We start from the raw sequence: 17,396 nt of genomic DNA on the forward strand, positions 1-17,396 counted from the left end.
AATAATCACTGGAAGTTTCAAGTGTAAATTTCGTTGTCATAGGAGTTCACCCCATAGGTGCAATTAGATATCAGCAGAAAACACGCTGTTATCTCAATTTTACTCCTAAAATCTCTTGTAATCTACGATTTTCATAAATTTATGTCACGGATTCAGGTTCATATTAACCACGTTTGCCGTAATTGTAGCTTTACCTATAAGCGACTATGTTTTTACATTTATTATCAAGGCGCTGTCTAGTACCCATCAACAAATCCCAAATAAACTAAGTATTACTATCATTCTGATATCTGTTGTTCTTTCATTCTTACTAACAATGTTGTCTAACTTACTGCTTAGGAGGAAAGTATCCAAAATAAATATGATTGAATCATTAAAAAGTATTGAATAATAGAAAATGTTGGAGGAGCGCTTCTCTGGCAGCGAAGAGGTCAGGGATTCAGTCCGCTCGGACGGAGCGAATGCGGAGGAGTACGGCGTCTGAATCTACCGCTAAAAGTCATCTTCGAGTTATCTTTGTCAGACAATTGATCAAAGATCCGTTTTCAAGGATATGATTGATGATTGTCGATCATCGCGTTCAGCGATTGAAAAGACTAGTGAATAAAGTTAGAATGACTCTATGACTGTCAGCTAATCGAAAATTTAAGAGGGGTGTTCCTTTGTCGCCAGAACAACGTGAAGAACTATTTAGTGTATTAAAAGCCCGTTTTGAGAAAAACATGATCCGCCATGAAGGTCTTGAATGGTCTAAAGTACAAGCGAAGCTGGAAGCTAATTCTGAAAAACTGTGGTCACTCAATGAAATGGAAATAACTGGCGGAGAGCCGGATGTTGTTGGTCATGATAATAAGACGGACGAATACATTTTTTATGATTGTTCAGCAGAAAGTCCTAAAGGCCGCAGAAGTGTTTGTTACGATCGTGAAGCGCTGGAGTCAAGGAAAGAACATAAACCGGGAAATAGCGCTATTGATATGGCAGCTGCCATGGGCATTGAGCTTTTAACGGAAGAACAATATCGGGGGCTGCAGAAGCTTGGGAAATTCGATACGAAAACATCGAGCTGGGTGATAACACCTTCTGAGATTAGAAAACTTGGTGGTGCCATCTTTGCTGATTTCCGCTACGGCAATGTCTTCGTATACCATAACGGTGCGGAATCTTACTATGCCGCCAGGGGGTTCCGTGGCTCGCTCAGGGTCTAAATTTTGCACAGAGAACGAAGTGGGGCGGGAGCACGAGTTGGTCGGTTACACACTCGATAAGGTCGGGAGTTCGAAACCCGAAAGCTCCACCAAAATAAACATATCAACCACGTCCATAGGACGTGGTTTTCTGTTTTTTAGAAAATAAATGCTTTACAGGACACCTAATGGTGTTATATTATGAATTAGGACACTGATCGGTGTCGGATAATAATAAACTATTAAGGAGTGGGTTCAAATGCATATACTAACCATCGTACTTCAAAGTTGGCTGCTTTTTTCCATGGCCTTTTTTGGCGGAAGCAAGATTGCAGGAGCCAAGCATCAAGTTGAACTATTTGATTCGATTAAACTTCCTCAATGGTTCCGCGTCATTACGGGCTACGTTCAAATTGTTGGATGCGTAGGACTCATTATCGGTTACTGGTATCCGGGGGTTGCCGCATGGGCTGGCATATTAATAGTCATTATGATGTTATTGGCGTGCCTCTCGCACCTCAGAGTCAGACATGCGATCGGAAAAGTGATACCGGCCTTATTGAATCTCGTAATAGCTATTGCTGTAGTATTATTATATGCAGACGAACTGCCTCATCTTTTTGGGTAAGTTCATATCTATGGTAGGAAATACCTAACGGTGGGAGATCGAATCGCTGGCAACGATGAGGTCAGGGAGTCGAACCTCCATAGGCTTCTTCACCAAACTTAAAATGATTAAACCCTTGCGTGGCAAGGGTTTTTTGTTGTTTTATACAAAAACTTTAATCAAAATATATCACGTAAATTTGGTCTTGCGGACGAAAATGGGGACAAAATTTATAAGGATCGGCTACATAAGTCGAATCCGCTTCTTCCCTTGCCCACCGTTACTGACGTGAGTAGGAAAAAATAAGGGGAAATGAAATAATTTGTAGTAAGATTGTAAGATAGTCTATTTGAACTAATGATATATTTTCCGTAATGGTGTCTGTCTCTAAGGTGTAATCAAAGTTTATTGATGACGAAGATTATGTGAATCTTCGTCATCCTCACATACTCATTTGGAAAGTAGCTAACTTAAAATTGTCGGTTTGCCAGAAAAATAAATGAGTAATGAATAAACTCGAGAGGTTGAATGTATGAAAAGAACATTTAAAATAAGTTCTTATTTTATTCTTTCGGCGGTCATTATTGTGGTAATCATAGTGGGGATAACCCGGTTATTTACTAGTAATTATAGTGAAGAAGAAAAGGTATTTATGAAAAAAGCAGAAGAAGTGATGGAAAATGTTCTGCATGAAGAAATAACGGTGACAGATATGTACTATGTGAAAATATATGGAGGACCCATTGTAATTGAGGGATATTTAAACAGAAATAAAGAAGCAATATTTTCAAAATCGACAGATAAAGATCTAGATGGACTTCAAAATATCACGACATATTACTTTAGTATTTTAAATAAAGATGCTAAGAAGAACCTTTTGCCCATTATACAGCAATTTTATGGGCAAAATGCTGGTTCCAACCCAACGGTATACGTAGGCAATCTTTCAATGAGTGAAGCGTTTCTGAGTTACAACGAGCTGCTTTCCAGCAATCAGGCAGAGTTATCTTATTTTATTAGAGTTACTACTAAAAGAAAGGTTGAGGAGAAAGACATTGTAAATGAGGCTAATAAACTTTATGGATTATTGAATGAATTTAAATTAAATAAATATTTAGTTCGACACGTACAGATAGATTACCCAAATGTGAGTGTATATTTTGAGAATATTTTGCAATCCGAGAATGAACTTAATATTGACACGATTAAAGCTGAATATGAGAGAAGACTAAAAAAGTAATAGATAGAAGGATGTTCAATGAGCGTAAAAGACTTAACGTATGGTTATTTAAGCAGAATGATCTGTATGACAGAAGTAGGAAAACCCTTATTTTTACGGATCCAGCGGGGTACTTCTAGCTTGTACAGGTGTTCGTTAATCCAGCGTTTATTGATGACGAAGATTATGTGAATCTTTGTCATCATCACAAATTCAATTGAAAAGTAGCTAATTTAAAATTGTCGGTGTGCCATAAAAATAAATGAGTAATGAATAAACTCGAGAGGTTGAATGTATGAAAAGAACATTTAAAATAAGTTCTTATTTTATTCTTTCGGCGGTCATTATTGTGGTAATCATAGTGGGGATAACCCGGTTATTTACTAGTAATTATAGTGAAGAAGAAAAGGTATTTATGAAAAAGGCAGAAGAAGTGATGGAAAGTGTTCTACATGATGAAATAACGGTGACAGATATGTACTATGTGAAAATATATGGAGGACCCATTGTAGTTGAGGGATATTTAAACAGAAATAAAGAAGCAATATTTTCAATATCGACAGATAAAGATCTAGATGGACTTCAATATTTCACTTCATATTACTTAAGTATTTTAAATGAAGATGCTGAGAAGAACCTTTTGCCCATTATACAGCAATTTTATGGGCAAAACGCTGGTACGATCCCGACAGTACACGTAGGTAATGTTTCAATGAGAGACCAGTATCTGAGTTACAACGAGCTGCGCTCCAACAATCAGGCAAAGTTATCTTATTCAATTATAGTCACTACACAAAGTAAGGTGGAGGAGAAAGACATTGCAAATGAGGCTAATATGCTCTATGGATTACTGAATGAATTAAAATCAAATCATTATGTAATGAGACACGTCCGGATTCAACACCTTAATGTAGATATAACTTTTGATGTAGATGAATATTTTGAGAATATTTCGCCATCCGAGGGAGAATTTAATATTGATACAGTAGAAGCTGAATATGAGAGAAGACTAAAAAAGTAATAGAGAGAAGGATGTGGGATAAGCAAGTTAGTACGTGCCCCCCAAGCTCCACCAATAAAACAAATCAACCACGTCCTCTGGACGTGGTTGTCTGTTCATATCTACATTTTCAATAAGCTTCCTTCAAAAGCTCAAAAACCTCTTCTATTGTGAGGCCAAACGATTTGTAATAGGAAGTGTCAATAACCATCTGCTTCAAGATCATTTCATTGCGTTTTTGAAGCATCTCGTCGGACGAGAGTTCGGCGATAAAACATCCTTTGCCGGTTACGGTGTATATCAAACCAAGTCGTTCGAGTTCTTCCCACGCTTTTTTTACAGTAATAATACTAACTCGAAGCTCCGTGGCCGCTTGTCGTATGGGTGGCAAACTATACCCATTTTCTAGTTCGCCCTTGAGGATTTGTGCGCTGATTTGTTCAAAAAGCTGCTGATAAATGGGTTTATCAGAGGTATTCGAAATCGCAATGTTCATTATATTTCCACTTTCTCAAACCTTTTGATGGCAATATGATAAGCGATAATCGTAAAAATCGCAAATATCACGATGCCCATGACCAGGATGGATAATTGCGTTGCCAAATGTTCAGCACCCGTTCCTTTGAAAAGCTTAAACACGAACGAATTTTGTATTCCGAGCCATTCTGCGCCTACAGCAAACAGAATTGCTGCTGTAATGGAAACAATCGCTGCTGCGCCGTATTTATAGGCTGTCTTATAATACATGGATATAAAGATCATATTGAAGATCGCAACCATGACGAAACATAATCCCCAAAAACCTAATGTTGGTTCGAAGAAGTAGTAGGTCAGATTTGGGTATAAGCGAATACTAATCATGCCATATATCATTGCAACAACAATGTGCAGTAATTCCAGGATAACAATAACGGATATCTTTGCTTTTACAATGTCTTTTTTTGTTACTGGCAGCATGCTTGTAAATATCAAATCATTCTGCGTTTTATACCCTGCAAACATATTCGGTAACGTGAGAAAACAAAAGTAAAGGATGACAAGGAAATATAACCATGCGGGGATTAGCATTAAGGCGCCTGTCAAGAAGGGCAGGATATAAAAGAAAGGATTTACGCCGAGCTTTAATTCTTTCACCAGTAAGTTAAACATACATATTCTCCTTTTTCGAGAAATAGATCATGATCTCTTCAAGATTAGGCACGGTTGACTTTATATCCAAAGATGGATCAAAGTCTCTAGCATGGATCAAGCCTGTAAAGCCAAATGAATTCATTTTGTAGGCAATTAACTGGTCTTTTATTAAATACAATTGCTCTTCTTTCCCATTCACTAAGCGATACGTATCAATAAATTGTTCTTTCTCAGAGCTGTTGATAATTTGTCCGTTATCGATAAAAGTAATATAATCTGCGCATTTTTCCAAGTCGGTTGTGATATGAGTCGAAAACAGGATGCTGATTTCTCCATCTTCCACCAGTTCCTGAAAAATATCTAGCAGATTGTCTCTTGCAACCGGATCAAGTCCGCTTGTCGGCTCATCAAGAATAAGAAGCTTTGCACCGTGTGACAAGGCAAGGGCCAAGCTGTATTTTACTCTCATTCCGGTTGATAATTCAGCTATTTTTTTGTTTTCATTCAAATTAAATCTTTTCAAATAATTGAAGTAGGCTTCATCATCCCAATGATGATAGAACTTTTTGATTACGTTAGTTAGCGTCTTAATTTTGCTTCGAGTATAGAAATCGATGCCTCCAAATGCAAAGCCAATTTCTTGCTTCAATTCGACTTCGTGTTCGATCATCTCTTTGCCCAAAATACGGATCTCGCCGCTATCCATACGAATCAAATTTAAAATTGATTTTATTGTGGTTGTTTTTCCCGCACCGTTGGCTCCGATAAATCCCATAATATAACCCTTTTCCAGCTGAAATGATATGTTTTTCAAATGAAAATGCTCATATTTTTTATTTAAATTTTTAATTTCTAACGCAAGCATATAGCCAACCTCCTTTTAAATTGTGTATGTTGTGCATACACAATATATCATTGAGACAAATCTTATGTCAATTATTTTTATCAAATCCATATTTACTCAAAAGGTTGCTTCCTGTACGGGCTTATGGGGAACGAATCCGGCTCTCAATATTTAAGAATCCCCCCAAACGGAAGCATCGTTGGTTACAATCATGGAACTATCAACACTAGCTATCCATGGGAAGCGTGAGCGGAACTGATTACGTAGACGGTTTATTTAGCTGGCTACCCTTATTTTAGAGCAATTTCATCCCAAAAGACGAATTGTTGCACCGTAACCTTCATTAAGGTTGTTAGAGCCCTTTATCACACTCTCCCATCAGCTCAGGTAAACATATCGGGTTCAGTTCGCGGGCATATATAGGTTGGGGCGTTGTAAGGATTTCCCAGATTGAAGGTTTGAGATTATTGAACAGTTAAATTTTTAGATTATTTCATATCTACTCGAAAGAAATAGCTTAGAATTCAAGTCACACATGGTTTCTAAGTAACACAATCGTAGGCGAAAGAATGTAAAAATATAGTATAATAAGTACACTCAGTAATCTTAACTAATAGCTCGAGGTGAGTGAACATGAAGCCTTTAAATTATCAATGGAAAAGATACTGGTGCCCAAGGACGGAATTTTTCCACTTAGATGGGGACGGGTTTTTAAGAGATCCTGAAATGGAATTTGGGAGGATATTAAATCCCAATGTTGTTTCATATGAAGATATCGAACCTACTAAATGTTTAGTTTTTTTAGGTGAACCTGGAATTGGAAAAACAGAAGCTTTTTCTAATATATTGAAATCTTTAAATTCGGATAATTTATTTATTCATGTTGATTTGCGTTCGTGCGGAACAGAGGATCGAATAGTTCGAGCGATATTCGAACATCCCAATTTTCTTCAGTGGGAAAAAGGAGTAAAGAAGCTCACTTTATTTTTAGATAGTTTGGATGAATGCCTTTTAAGAGTCGATTATGCAGCTGCCATATTGGCTGACGAGTTAAAATATCGCAATTTAGATCGCCTTTTTTTGCGAATTGCTTGTCGCACTGCTGAATGGCCTTCAGCATTGGAATATGAGTTGTGTGATTTATATGAACCTGATAATGTAGGGATCTTTGAGTTGACACCGCTTAGACAGAAAGATGTTCATTATGCAGCACTGGTCAATGGCGTAGACGCAAACAAATTTATTGTTGATGTTATACAAAAGGAAGTTGTTCCATTTGCTATTAAACCAATTACGTTGAAACTGTTACTGAATCAGTTTAGAAAATATGGTGTCTTCCCCGATAGTCAAAAGGAATTATATCTAAAAGGCTGCGAATTGCTATGTGAAGAAATAAATTTACATAGAAATAGTTCACAGAAGGGGGAAAGACTTGGTGCCAGTGAGCGTCTTAAGCTAGCAAGTCGCATTGCCGCCCTAACTATATTCTCAAATAAATATGCAGTATGGACTGGGATTGACTATGGAGATATCCCTGACGAGGATATGACAATAAAACAGATCTGTGCTCAAGAGAGTGAAGAAATATTAAATATACAGCGACTTGATGTTGAGGAAGCGCTATCGACAGGACTTTTTACCTCCCGCGGACCTAATAGAATGGGCTGGGCTCACCAAACATTCGCTGAATTTTTAGCTGCTTTGTTTGTATGTGAAAGCGGTTTGTCTCTTGCTCAAATAAAAAGTATTATTTTTCATCCAAGTGATCCCGAAGAGAAATTGGTACCCCAGTTACATGAAGTTTCAGCCTGGCTGTCATCATTAAAGCCCGAAGTGTTTAAAACAATAATAAAAATTGAGCCTGAAGTAATTCTACGTAGTGATGTAGAGAGTTTGTCTACAGAAAACAAGACATTGTTGGTCGCAGAAATATTAATTCAGTTCGATCAAGAACAAATTGTTGACAGTAACTACGAATTGCAAAGTCGATTTCATAAACTCAAACATGCACATATGGAACAGCAAGTACGACCGTATATAGTAGATCGGACAAAAGGATTTTTAGTTCGCAGGGTTGCGATTAAAATGGCTGAGGCTTGCAAACTACATCAGCTAACAGATGAGCTAATTTTAATTACTTTGGATGTGACCGAGGACAGTACAATTCGTGAGAAGGCTGGTTATGCGCTTATTGGACTATGCAGTAAAGAAAGGCTGGTCGAATTATTGCCACTAGCTCGAGGTGAGGCAGGTGAAGACAGCGATGACCAGTTGAAGGGAGCCGCATTAACGGCACTATGGCCGGAACTTCTAACAGACAGGGAACTTTTTCAGTATCTCACATTGCCCAAGCGAAGAAATTATACAGGGGCATATCGTATCTTTTTACGGAATATGGAGGAAAGATTAAATGAGGTAAACACTATCTATGCCTTGGAATGGGCTATTCAATTTGCTAACCATCAGCATTTAGACTATACAATAAAGGAATTAGTCCATCTCGTGATGAATCAGGCTTGGCAGAAACTTGATCAGGAAGAGGTTCGGACAAAGTTTATTCGGTATGTCGTTTTACGTCTGAAATGTTATGATCATTTGTCCTATATAACAGAAATACAGAGTGATGATTATAAAAGACGACTGCTTCTAAATGGATTATTGGATGAAGTACATGATGAAAATTTTATTTATTCATATCTACGATTTGTAACTGCAGCAGATTTCCCGTGGTTGGTTGAACAACTATTACTAGAACAATCGGAAATAAAAGCGAAAAAATGGGTTGAAATTATATCAGGAGCGTTTAACGGCTTAAATACCTCAGAAGTTGAGATTGTTTTTAAGGCTATGAGAGATAATAGATATTTAGATGAGAAATTTACGCCGTGGTTTCAGAGTGTTGTTCTGGAATCCGAACAAGCTGAGAAGTTAAAGTTACAGTATGCGGAAATGCAAGCACGGTTACATTGCAGTGATGAAAAGAAAACAAGGGAAATTCCACCGCTAACGCAAAGAATTCAGAAAAGGCTAGATGAGTTTGAGTCAGGGAATTTGGATGCTTGGTGGCGGTTGGTCTTTGAATTTTCCATAGATGATGATTCTAGGCACGCCGAGACTGAGCCAAACTTGAAAGTATACCCTGCTTGGAATCTCATAGATGAACTAACAAAAGAGCGGACACTTTCTGCTGCTAAAAATTACGTTTCTGTTAAAAGCTCTTTAAAATCACAATGGCTGGGAACCACTACTTATCACAGGCCCGCAATGGCCGGTTATAAGGCACTAAGGTTAATTTATTCAGATGAGTATCCCTTTTTAGAAACATTGAGTAAAGAAAGATGGGAAAACTGGTCACCTGTTTTGCTTGAACAATGGGCATCATCAGAACAAGGTGAAGATGAAATTCGTAATGAGTTAATAGGGCTTGCATATCACTATGCTAAAGAACAAGTCATTTCTGATTTGTTGATATTAATTGATAAAGAAAACGAAAGAAATTCATATGCATTTGTAATTGATAAAATGGTATATTGTTGGGATGTTTATCTTGTAAGAGCTATTATTGAAAAGCTTCACGATATTAAACTAAAAGATCAAGCATTTAAACAAATAATCTATGCGTTATTGAAACATGACAATTCAAGCGAAACATTAACTTTTGCAAAATCTTTTTTAATGCCACATTTTTTTCTCAAAGAAGAAAATAGAGAGAATGCAATTAATGCTGGATGCGCACTGTGTATCTTTTCTCCAAGTGGTTGGGATGATATTATTTCACTCTCACATAAATCCATTTCTTATTTGGAATTTGTAAAAGCTGTATTTCTTAAAAGCACAGATGATTGGGAAGGAAAAATGAAAATTAACAATCTATCCGAAATCACTCAAGCTTCTCTTTATATTAAACTATTAAAGCTATTTCCGTTTGAAGAAGATCCTAATTATGATGATGAAGTAATGGCTCACTGGGTTGGTCCGCGCGAAAATCTGGCAGAATTTCGAGATGGGCTGTTGCGGCAACTTACAAATAGAGGAACAGAGGAAGCATGTTTTCAAATAAAACGGATAATTAGGGAGTTTCCACATCATAGATGGCTTAAGTGGATTTTATTAGATGCACAGGATAATACACGTAAACGCCTTTGGTCGCCAATATCCCCACGCCAATTACTAGAACTGGTTAACGGCCAGTACAACAGGTTAGTACACAACGGTGATCAGTTGGTCGAATTATTATTGGAATCATTATTAAGAATACAAAAAAGGCTTAGTGGAATTACTCCAGAAGTTCGCTGGCTTTGGAATGATCTTGGTAATAAAAAATATCGACCTTGCACGGAAAATGAATTTTCGGATTTTATTAAACAAAAGCTAGACGATGATCTCGTTGGTAGAGGGATCATTATTAACCGTGAAGTCGAGATTCGAAATGGTTTTGGTGATACACCAGGAGAACGAACTGATATATACGTCAACGCAGTAGTTACCGATCGAACAAGCAAATCAATACAAGTGTTGACAGTTATTATTGAAGTAAAGGCCAATTGGAATAAAGATCTTATGACTTCGATGAGGCGACAACTTGCTCACCGATATATGAAAGAAGGAAAATGTGAATATGGGATTTACTTAGTTGGATGGTTTGAAGGAGAACACTGGGATGATGAAGATACACGTAAAAAGAAAATACCCAAAACAGGAATTGAAAAAACTCGTGAGGCTTTGGATAACCAAACAAGAGAGTTAAGTGACCTGGCTTATAACGTGCGATCGATTGTAGTTAATGCTGGTTTATAGGGGGTTAAACAATCGGCTTATGAAAAAAGAGTTAGGCACTTAATTGTTGATGCGAATTGGGGAGAAGAAGGACGATATAAGGAGATCATTATAAGAAATTATTTAAAACGTGTTCTACACAAAAACATTTCGGTAGGTACTGGTTTTATTCGAAATCAAGATGCTATAACGTCCCAAATCGATACTATTATTTACGACCAGTCATATCCCTTATTGTTCTCTGAAGGAGATTTCATCATTGCTGTTCCTGAAAATGTTATTGGTATTTTAGAAGTGAAAACTAACATCGAACCGGGGGATTGTTCAATGGAGTCTTTCGTTTAACAGCAGGAAAAAGATAAGTTCATATATTCAAAAACTAAATGAATTTGACTTCAAGCCATTATTAGAAAAACAACACTTTAATCAAATAAATTCTCATAGATTGCACTCATGTGTCAATCATATTGCACTGGGGAATAAGTATTTTATAAAATTATGGATCAATGGCATGAGTCAAGAAATGGGCTACAGTGAATGTAATGGAGAACCTTCTCACTATAGTATCTATAATATGAAAGAGGGGCTGGCCTTTTCTTATCTTCTTTCGAATTTACAAAAAAGGATTCTCAGAATGATGACCGGTCAATATATTAAAAAGCTACCGAATGAATTACAAGCTTTCTTTTATCCTATTCCAGATGGAAAAGAGGCGCATCTAGTAGAGCGAATAAAATTAGATTAATAATGGGCAATCTATAAAGTTAGTGGTGAACTATTCGACTCAGTAAACGGGATCGTATTCAATTAATATGTCAGATTTTCGCACTCGAGGTTGAATGTGAAGTAGTGCCGACTCTGATTTTGGGTAGTGAAACTGACTCATGCGATCAGGGGGTAATTCACCTAGGCACCACCAAATCATAAACTCAAATCACTTTATAGAAAGAGGTTTTCAGATTGTAGAGAAACCCACTTCTTTTTCAAAGACATCCTTTTTCTCTTTTGTTTACGGTGTGCATAGCGAAGAATGGAGGTGGATTAGACCTCCATCACCTTGTTTCCCCGTTTCGAATGAACATGCTGTTCATTCGAAACCTATTCATACAGGTCGTTCCTTATTAGTGAGTGAGCTGCTTTGCGTTGTTAACCGTACCATTACCATTACCTTTACTTTTACTACGAATTTATGGGGTTCTCCAGAATCGAGAATGTTCTTCGTATTATTTTGCCAAGCTGCTTGCTGATTGTTTTTCTTTCCACATCATTGTAATGATAAGACCAATAAACATAATGACAGCAGCAAAGAGATACGGATAGTTAATGTTTACATCAAATAATATACCGCCTAACGCGGGCCCGACGATATTCCCCAAGCTTGTATAGGTCGAGTTCATTCCTGCGACAAATCCTTGTTCTTTTTCGGCAGTTTTTGACAAATAGGTCGTTAATGCTGGTCGCAGCAAGTCAAATGCGAGAAAGATGAAGCTAGTTATTAGCAAAATGGCTAAAAAGCTTGAGATCATCGTGGATGCTACCGCTAATACAACGCCTGCAATTAAGCATATCTGGATGAGTTTCTTTTCTCCGAGTTTATCTACCATTTTACCAAACATAAAGATCTGAACGACAACCCCGAAAATGGAACTTATGGTAATAATGGCAGCAATATCTCGTGGAGTGAAACCAAATTTATGATCAGAATACAGACTAAATACAGTTTCATATGCTGATAAACCAAAGGCCAGTACAAACACAATAATAAAGGCTATAAAGTATAATGGATGAAGTGATCGTTTGAGGTCACTTGCAAAGCTCGTATCTTTTTTTAGCTGAGTGATTTCCAGAAGCTCCTGTTTGGTTAGCGGCTCTTTTAAAATAAATAGGGATGAAATACAAGTTATTAATGCGAAGCCAGCAGCAAAATAGAACGGGGCACGCACACCCATCTCAGCAATAAAACCTCCGATACCTGGGCCAATGATAAATCCGATACTAATGGCGGCAGAAACATAGCCCATTGCTTTGGGCCTTTCCTCTACTGAGGTAATATCAGCAACAAAGGCTGTTACAGCTGGCATAATAAATGCACCGCTAATGCCTCCTAAAATTCTGGATACATAAAGAACGGATACATGTGTACCTAAACCAAAGATCAACTCGGATACACTGAAGAGGAATAAGCCGATAACGATCATTTTTTTTCTGCCATAAGTGTCAATCCATCGTCCAGTGAAGGGAGAGGTGAGTAATTGTGCGAATGCAAAGGCCGCCATTAGATAGCCCATCGTTTGGCCTGATAAATGCATAATATTCATAAAGGATGGCATAACAGGGACGATTAGTCCGACTCCTAGAAAAACAATGAATATATTACTTAATAGAATGAGCAAGACTGTTTTTTGTTCTTTCAATGGTTTCTTCATGAAGCGATACCTCTCTCTGCAAAATCATAACTGTGAAATACCTCTCCAAAATACAGTCCAAGAGGCATTTAATTTATCATTTAAACGTTTTTCATTATTCCCATATGCAAGCTCTAACATGATTGAATCAACTACACCTAAGAAAGCAAGAGTAGGGATAGATGCTGCATCTGACATGATGACTTTGGCATCGACCCAAGCTTGAAATTTGCTTTCTAGTACGGTTTGAATCTTCAATTCCGTATCCATTACTTCCTCATTAATCGCTGTTGCCAGATGTTGAGGTGGATAAAAAGACATACGCAACCAAAACTTTAGCTGCTCGCTCTGTTGAAACAAATCAATGACCAATTGAAGATATCCAAATAAATCTGCTTTAGGATTTTGGGTATCCACTTTACTCAAATATTTGAGTTTCGATGAGATTTCTGTCTCTTTGGCATCTTGTAAAACTTGTAGAAATAGATCATCTTTTCCTTTGAAATGAGCATAGAGTGATTGTTTTTTCATACCGACATTCTCGGCAATTTGAGACAAAGATGCTCCCTCATACCCATGTATAGTGAAAAATTTAACAGCTATGTCTTTAATTTCTTTACTTTTCAATATAATCACCTCAGTATTAACGAACGTTCGTCAGTTATATTATCAAATTTAATTTTTTAATGCAAATGTAAATTCCTTTCAGTGATTTAGGTCGAGAGTTTGTGTTTGGCTACTCTCATCTATATTATTGACATAAAGGCAGCTGGCTATTGTGGCTGTTTTTTTTAGTTAATATAGACACTTTAACGGACTTAAGAGTATTCTTATGTGTACTTAAAATTCGCCGTAACTCACCAATGACACTTTCTGCTAGTTACAGAGCGATATTGGGAAGGTACTATAATAGCTCTCCCATCAACAAGGCAGAAAACCCAATTACAACCAAAGCTAATGAATAGGCAAGCTGCTAAAGGAGGCCCATATATATGAAGTCTCATACCTCTGACCATATTAAAATCCCGCCAGGATTTTGGGCAGGATTACATGAATTAGGGATTGCCGCCCGCGACGTAGCTCGCAAAGCACAACTGCCGCTCACCATTATTACTGAACCGGTAGTCACCACCGCCCAATATTTTGCGATCTGGCAGGCTTATTCCGATCTCATTGGTGACACTGCCAAAGCAATCATCAAGCTTGCGACCGCCTTTGAAACAGCGAAGTACCCACCGACCGTGTTAGCGACTTACCATGCTCGTGACTACCGTGATGCTTTAAACCGAATGGCTCGTTACAAACAACTGTGTCCCCCCGAAAGCTTACGTATCACCGAGGAGGGAGAGCACTGTACAATCGAGCTGGAATGGCTGCATACGGAGCAACCCGGTCCGCCGCTGCTGGTAGGTATCACGCTTGCATTTCTTCTGGAGCTTGGACGCCGGGGCACGGGTCAACCTTTGAAGGCGCAGTACGTCGAATTTGCGCACGCAATGGGCGATGTACAGGCTCTTGAAGCTTACTTCGGCTGCCGTATCAAGATTGGTGCAAAATGCAACCGGTTGACGCTGCATCGAAGAGATCTGGACCGCCCATTCGAATCGTATAACGAGGAATTGCTGGAGATCCTGACTCCTGCTCTAGACCGATCGTTGGATGAACAGAAGCATAGCCGCTCAATCTCCGAGAAGGTCAAATGGATCATGAAACGGAGCCTCACAGGAGGGCGCCCCGACATTCAGGCTGTCGCAAAGGAGCTTCGTATGAGCGATCGAACCTTGCAGCGCCGGCTTACTGACGAAAACACAAGCTTCAAGCAGCTGTTGACGCAAGCTAAACACGAGCAGGCAATAGAGTACTTGGCAGACCCTTCGCTAGAAATTAAAGAAGTGGCTTTCTTGATTGGATATGAAGACCAGAACTCGTTCTACCGTGCCTTCCGCCTTTGGGAAGGTGATACGCCTTCAAATTGGCGTTCTGAACATTTAGGTGCAAGCGCGATATCTGAAGGACGGCAAGGAATGCCGACTATTCATTAATAGTGAGCCTAACCAATTCTACAGAGAGCTCGTATTTACTGAGTTCTATCATTTGGCGTGTTCTACAAGAACTTTGGCGCAATATGCTAGTTACTGAACGATCCTGACAAGGTAATATAATCGCTATCCGGAGAACAGCTAGATTAAAAGGAGAAATGTAACGTGGATATGGGATTAAATAATAAAACCGCTTTAGTTACAGGATCAACGAAAGGTATTGGAAAAGCAATTGCCATAGAACTTGCCAAAGAAGGTGTTCATGTATTAATTAATGGACGAAATGATGAAGAAGTAGAACGAACTGTAAATGAAATAAAGTTAAATTTCCCGGCTACCTCTCCTCAAAATGCTACAGCCGATATTGTGGATATTGGGCAAAGAGAAGCTTTATTTGAGAAATTCCCCCAAATTGATATTTTAGTTAACAATATGGGGATATATGAAATTATGCGATATGAGGACGTTGACGATGAGGTATGGGAAAAATATTTCCGGACTAATGTTCTTGCTGCGAATGGATTATGTAAATTTTATTTGCCTAAAATGTTGAAAAATGATTTTGGCCGCATTATTTTTATTGCAAGTGAGGAAGCCATTATGCCTTCAGGACAAATGCCTCAGTATGGTATGACTAAATCAATGCTGTTATCATTGTCAAAAAGCTTATCTAAATTAACAATAGGAACAGAAGTTACAGTCAATACGATCCTGCCAGGGCCAACACTCTCTGAAAATGTGCATCAAATCATTGAGGGTATGTACCCTAATGAAAATATGACTTTTTCAGAAAAAGAGAAAAAATTTATGACTACAAACCTGCCTCAATCTGAATTACAGCGATTTATCAAGCCTATTGAAATAGGTAGACTCACTACATTTGTATGTAGTCCTTATGCAACCGCATTTAGAGGTTCTCCGATCCGTATGGATGGGGGAATGGTTCCGACTATTTTTTAAATTTATTAGAGTTGAGGTGCAATTTCGCCTTTATCCATTATGTTTAGGGATCTCGTTATAATGAGAAGAGCGATTATAGAAAGGAGTGAAATCATCATGAAGGCAATTGTCATTGGAGCGGGAATTGCTGGAGCATCAACGGCGTACCAATTGGCTAAGCAGGGAGCAGATGTCCTCATCATCGATCGGAAAGATGAAGGCCAGGCTACATATGCAGCTGCCGGCATTATTTGTCCCTGGCTGTCGCAGCGGCGCAATAAGGCTTGGTATCGGCTTGCGAAAGCCGGAGCGCGTTATTACCCTATGCTAATAGAAGAGCTTGAGAGCGAAGGGGAAAGCGAAACCGGCTATGCCAAGGTCGGGGCTCTCAGCATACATACGGATCCGGAGAAGATCGGCAAAATGGAAGAGCGAGCTTACAAGCGTAAAGAAGACGCGAGTGAAATCGGTGAGATTACCCGGCTTGATGAACATAGAACCCGTGAGCTCTTCCCTCTGATCGTGGAAGGATATTCTTCCATTCATATTAGCGGGGCAGCCCGTGTCGATGGCCGGGCGCTGCGTGATGCTTTGCTTCGATCTGCACAAAGAAACGGGGCTGAGCTTATATATGGAGATGCCAAGCTTGAATTTCAATCCAACCGTGTAACGGGTGTTGCGGTTGGGGCAAATCGTTACTCGGCTGACATCGTTATCGTTTGTGCAGGAGCTTGGGCTGGGCCGTTGCTGCAGCCTTTAGGCATTGATTTTCAAGTAAGCTATCAAAAAGCACAAATTATGCACTTGCAGGTTGCAGACACCAAACAAAATACGGGCAGCTGGCCGGTCGTTATGCCGCCTTCCGATCAATATCTGATCGCCTTTGAACAGCAGAAAATCGTGATAGGGGCGACTCATGAAAATAATATCGAAGGCTACGATACGAGGATCACACCTGGTGGAATGCACGAAATTTTAAGCAAATGTCTTACATTTGCACCTGGTCTGGCAGATAGCACGTTCCAGGAAGTAAGGGTGGGCTTTCGCCCTTATACAGCCGATTTTCTTCCAGTCATAGGCGCCATTCCAGATTGGAAAGGACTTCTTGCAGTAAACGGACTTGGTGCCTCCGGGTTGACGATGGGACCTTATATCGGAGTCCAGATGGCCAAGTTAGCACTAGGAATGGAATTAGATATCGATCTAACCGATTATGACATTCGTAAAGCCATTAGCTGACATGTTGCCC

General features: G+C 38.8%; 15 protein-coding genes and 1 pseudogene. 11 read left to right on the forward strand and 5 right to left on the reverse strand.

The features are described 5' to 3' along the window. Nucleotides 1-160 precede the first annotated feature (160 nt). From AC1TPC_RS25395 to AC1TPC_RS25415, 5 genes and pseudogenes are all read left to right on the forward strand, one after another. Nucleotides 161-391, forward strand: a pseudogene (locus AC1TPC_RS25395) (hypothetical protein); the annotation flags it as partial. Between the two features lie 271 nt (nt 392-662). Then, nucleotides 663-1,208: a DUF4256 domain-containing protein gene (locus tag AC1TPC_RS25400; protein WP_482069524.1), complete on the forward strand. Its 546-nt coding sequence runs from the start codon at nt 663-665 to the stop codon at nt 1,206-1,208. A gap of 238 nt (nt 1,209-1,446) precedes the next feature. Then, nucleotides 1,447-1,815, forward strand: coding sequence for a DoxX family protein (locus AC1TPC_RS25405; RefSeq protein WP_482069525.1), 369 nt, complete (start codon nt 1,447-1,449; stop codon nt 1,813-1,815). A 511-nt stretch (nt 1,816-2,326) separates the two neighbouring features. Further along, nucleotides 2,327-3,034 (forward strand): hypothetical protein, encoded by a 708-nt coding sequence (locus AC1TPC_RS25410; protein WP_482069526.1) that lies wholly within the window; start codon nt 2,327-2,329, stop codon nt 3,032-3,034. Between the two features lie 274 nt (nt 3,035-3,308). Continuing rightward, nucleotides 3,309-4,034: a hypothetical protein gene (locus tag AC1TPC_RS25415; protein ID WP_482069527.1), complete on the forward strand. Its 726-nt coding sequence runs from the start codon at nt 3,309-3,311 to the stop codon at nt 4,032-4,034. A gap of 109 nt (nt 4,035-4,143) precedes the next feature. Here AC1TPC_RS25415 and AC1TPC_RS25420 read toward each other — a convergent pair whose 3' ends face one another. The 3 genes from AC1TPC_RS25420 to AC1TPC_RS25430 are packed head-to-tail and all read right to left on the reverse strand — an operon-like array spanning nt 4,144 to nt 6,009. Further along, complete coding sequence (locus tag AC1TPC_RS25420; RefSeq protein ID WP_482069528.1) at nt 4,144-4,509, reverse strand: GntR family transcriptional regulator; 366 nt, start codon at nt 4,507-4,509, stop codon at nt 4,144-4,146. Beyond that, entirely contained in the window at nt 4,509-5,162 is a 654-nt protein-coding gene (locus AC1TPC_RS25425) for an ABC-2 transporter permease (RefSeq protein WP_482069529.1), read from the reverse strand. Before AC1TPC_RS25425 ends, AC1TPC_RS25420 begins: the two co-directional genes overlap by 1 nt. After that, nucleotides 5,155-6,009 carry an ABC transporter ATP-binding protein gene (locus AC1TPC_RS25430; RefSeq protein WP_482069530.1) on the reverse strand — a complete coding sequence of 285 codons (855 nt, stop codon included), beginning with the start codon at nt 6,007-6,009 and terminating at the stop codon, nt 5,155-5,157. The genes AC1TPC_RS25425 and AC1TPC_RS25430 overlap by 8 nt, the downstream gene beginning before the upstream one ends. Nucleotides 6,010-6,621: 612 nt before the next feature. Between AC1TPC_RS25430 and AC1TPC_RS25435 the strand changes: the two genes are divergently transcribed. The 3 genes from AC1TPC_RS25435 (at nt 6,622) to AC1TPC_RS25445 (ending at nt 11,509) form a co-directional block, all read left to right on the forward strand. Continuing rightward, complete coding sequence (locus tag AC1TPC_RS25435; protein ID WP_482069531.1) at nt 6,622-10,785, forward strand: NACHT domain-containing protein; 4,164 nt, start codon at nt 6,622-6,624, stop codon at nt 10,783-10,785. Between the two features lie 42 nt (nt 10,786-10,827). Beyond that, entirely contained in the window at nt 10,828-11,109 is a 282-nt protein-coding gene (locus tag AC1TPC_RS25440; protein WP_482069557.1) for a DUF6602 domain-containing protein, read from the forward strand. Between the two features lie 166 nt (nt 11,110-11,275). After that, nucleotides 11,276-11,509 (forward strand): hypothetical protein, encoded by a 234-nt coding sequence (locus AC1TPC_RS25445; protein WP_482069532.1) that lies wholly within the window; start codon nt 11,276-11,278, stop codon nt 11,507-11,509. A gap of 478 nt (nt 11,510-11,987) precedes the next feature. On the opposite strand, the gene AC1TPC_RS25450 is transcribed toward AC1TPC_RS25445, so the two are convergent. Both AC1TPC_RS25450 and AC1TPC_RS25455 read right to left on the reverse strand, forming a co-directional pair. Next, nucleotides 11,988-13,190: an MFS transporter gene (locus AC1TPC_RS25450; RefSeq protein WP_482069533.1), complete on the reverse strand. Its 1,203-nt coding sequence runs from the start codon at nt 13,188-13,190 to the stop codon at nt 11,988-11,990. A gap of 24 nt (nt 13,191-13,214) precedes the next feature. Then, on the reverse strand, nt 13,215-13,796 hold the full coding sequence (locus AC1TPC_RS25455) for a TetR/AcrR family transcriptional regulator (RefSeq protein WP_482069534.1): 582 nt from the start codon (nt 13,794-13,796) through the stop codon (nt 13,215-13,217). A 365-nt stretch (nt 13,797-14,161) separates the two neighbouring features. Between AC1TPC_RS25455 and AC1TPC_RS25460 the strand changes: the two genes are divergently transcribed. The 3 genes from AC1TPC_RS25460 (at nt 14,162) to AC1TPC_RS25470 (ending at nt 17,386) form a co-directional block, all read left to right on the forward strand. Next, nucleotides 14,162-15,211, forward strand: coding sequence for a helix-turn-helix transcriptional regulator (locus tag AC1TPC_RS25460; protein ID WP_482069535.1), 1,050 nt, complete (start codon nt 14,162-14,164; stop codon nt 15,209-15,211). Between the two features lie 162 nt (nt 15,212-15,373). Then, complete coding sequence (locus tag AC1TPC_RS25465) at nt 15,374-16,168, forward strand: SDR family NAD(P)-dependent oxidoreductase (RefSeq protein ID WP_482069536.1); 795 nt, start codon at nt 15,374-15,376, stop codon at nt 16,166-16,168. A 93-nt stretch (nt 16,169-16,261) separates the two neighbouring features. Beyond that, nucleotides 16,262-17,386 carry an NAD(P)/FAD-dependent oxidoreductase gene (locus AC1TPC_RS25470; protein WP_482069558.1) on the forward strand — a complete coding sequence of 375 codons (1,125 nt, stop codon included), beginning with the start codon at nt 16,262-16,264 and terminating at the stop codon, nt 17,384-17,386. Nucleotides 17,387-17,396 lie beyond the last annotated feature (10 nt).

The organism is Paenibacillus sp. Y280 (assembly GCF_056786335.1).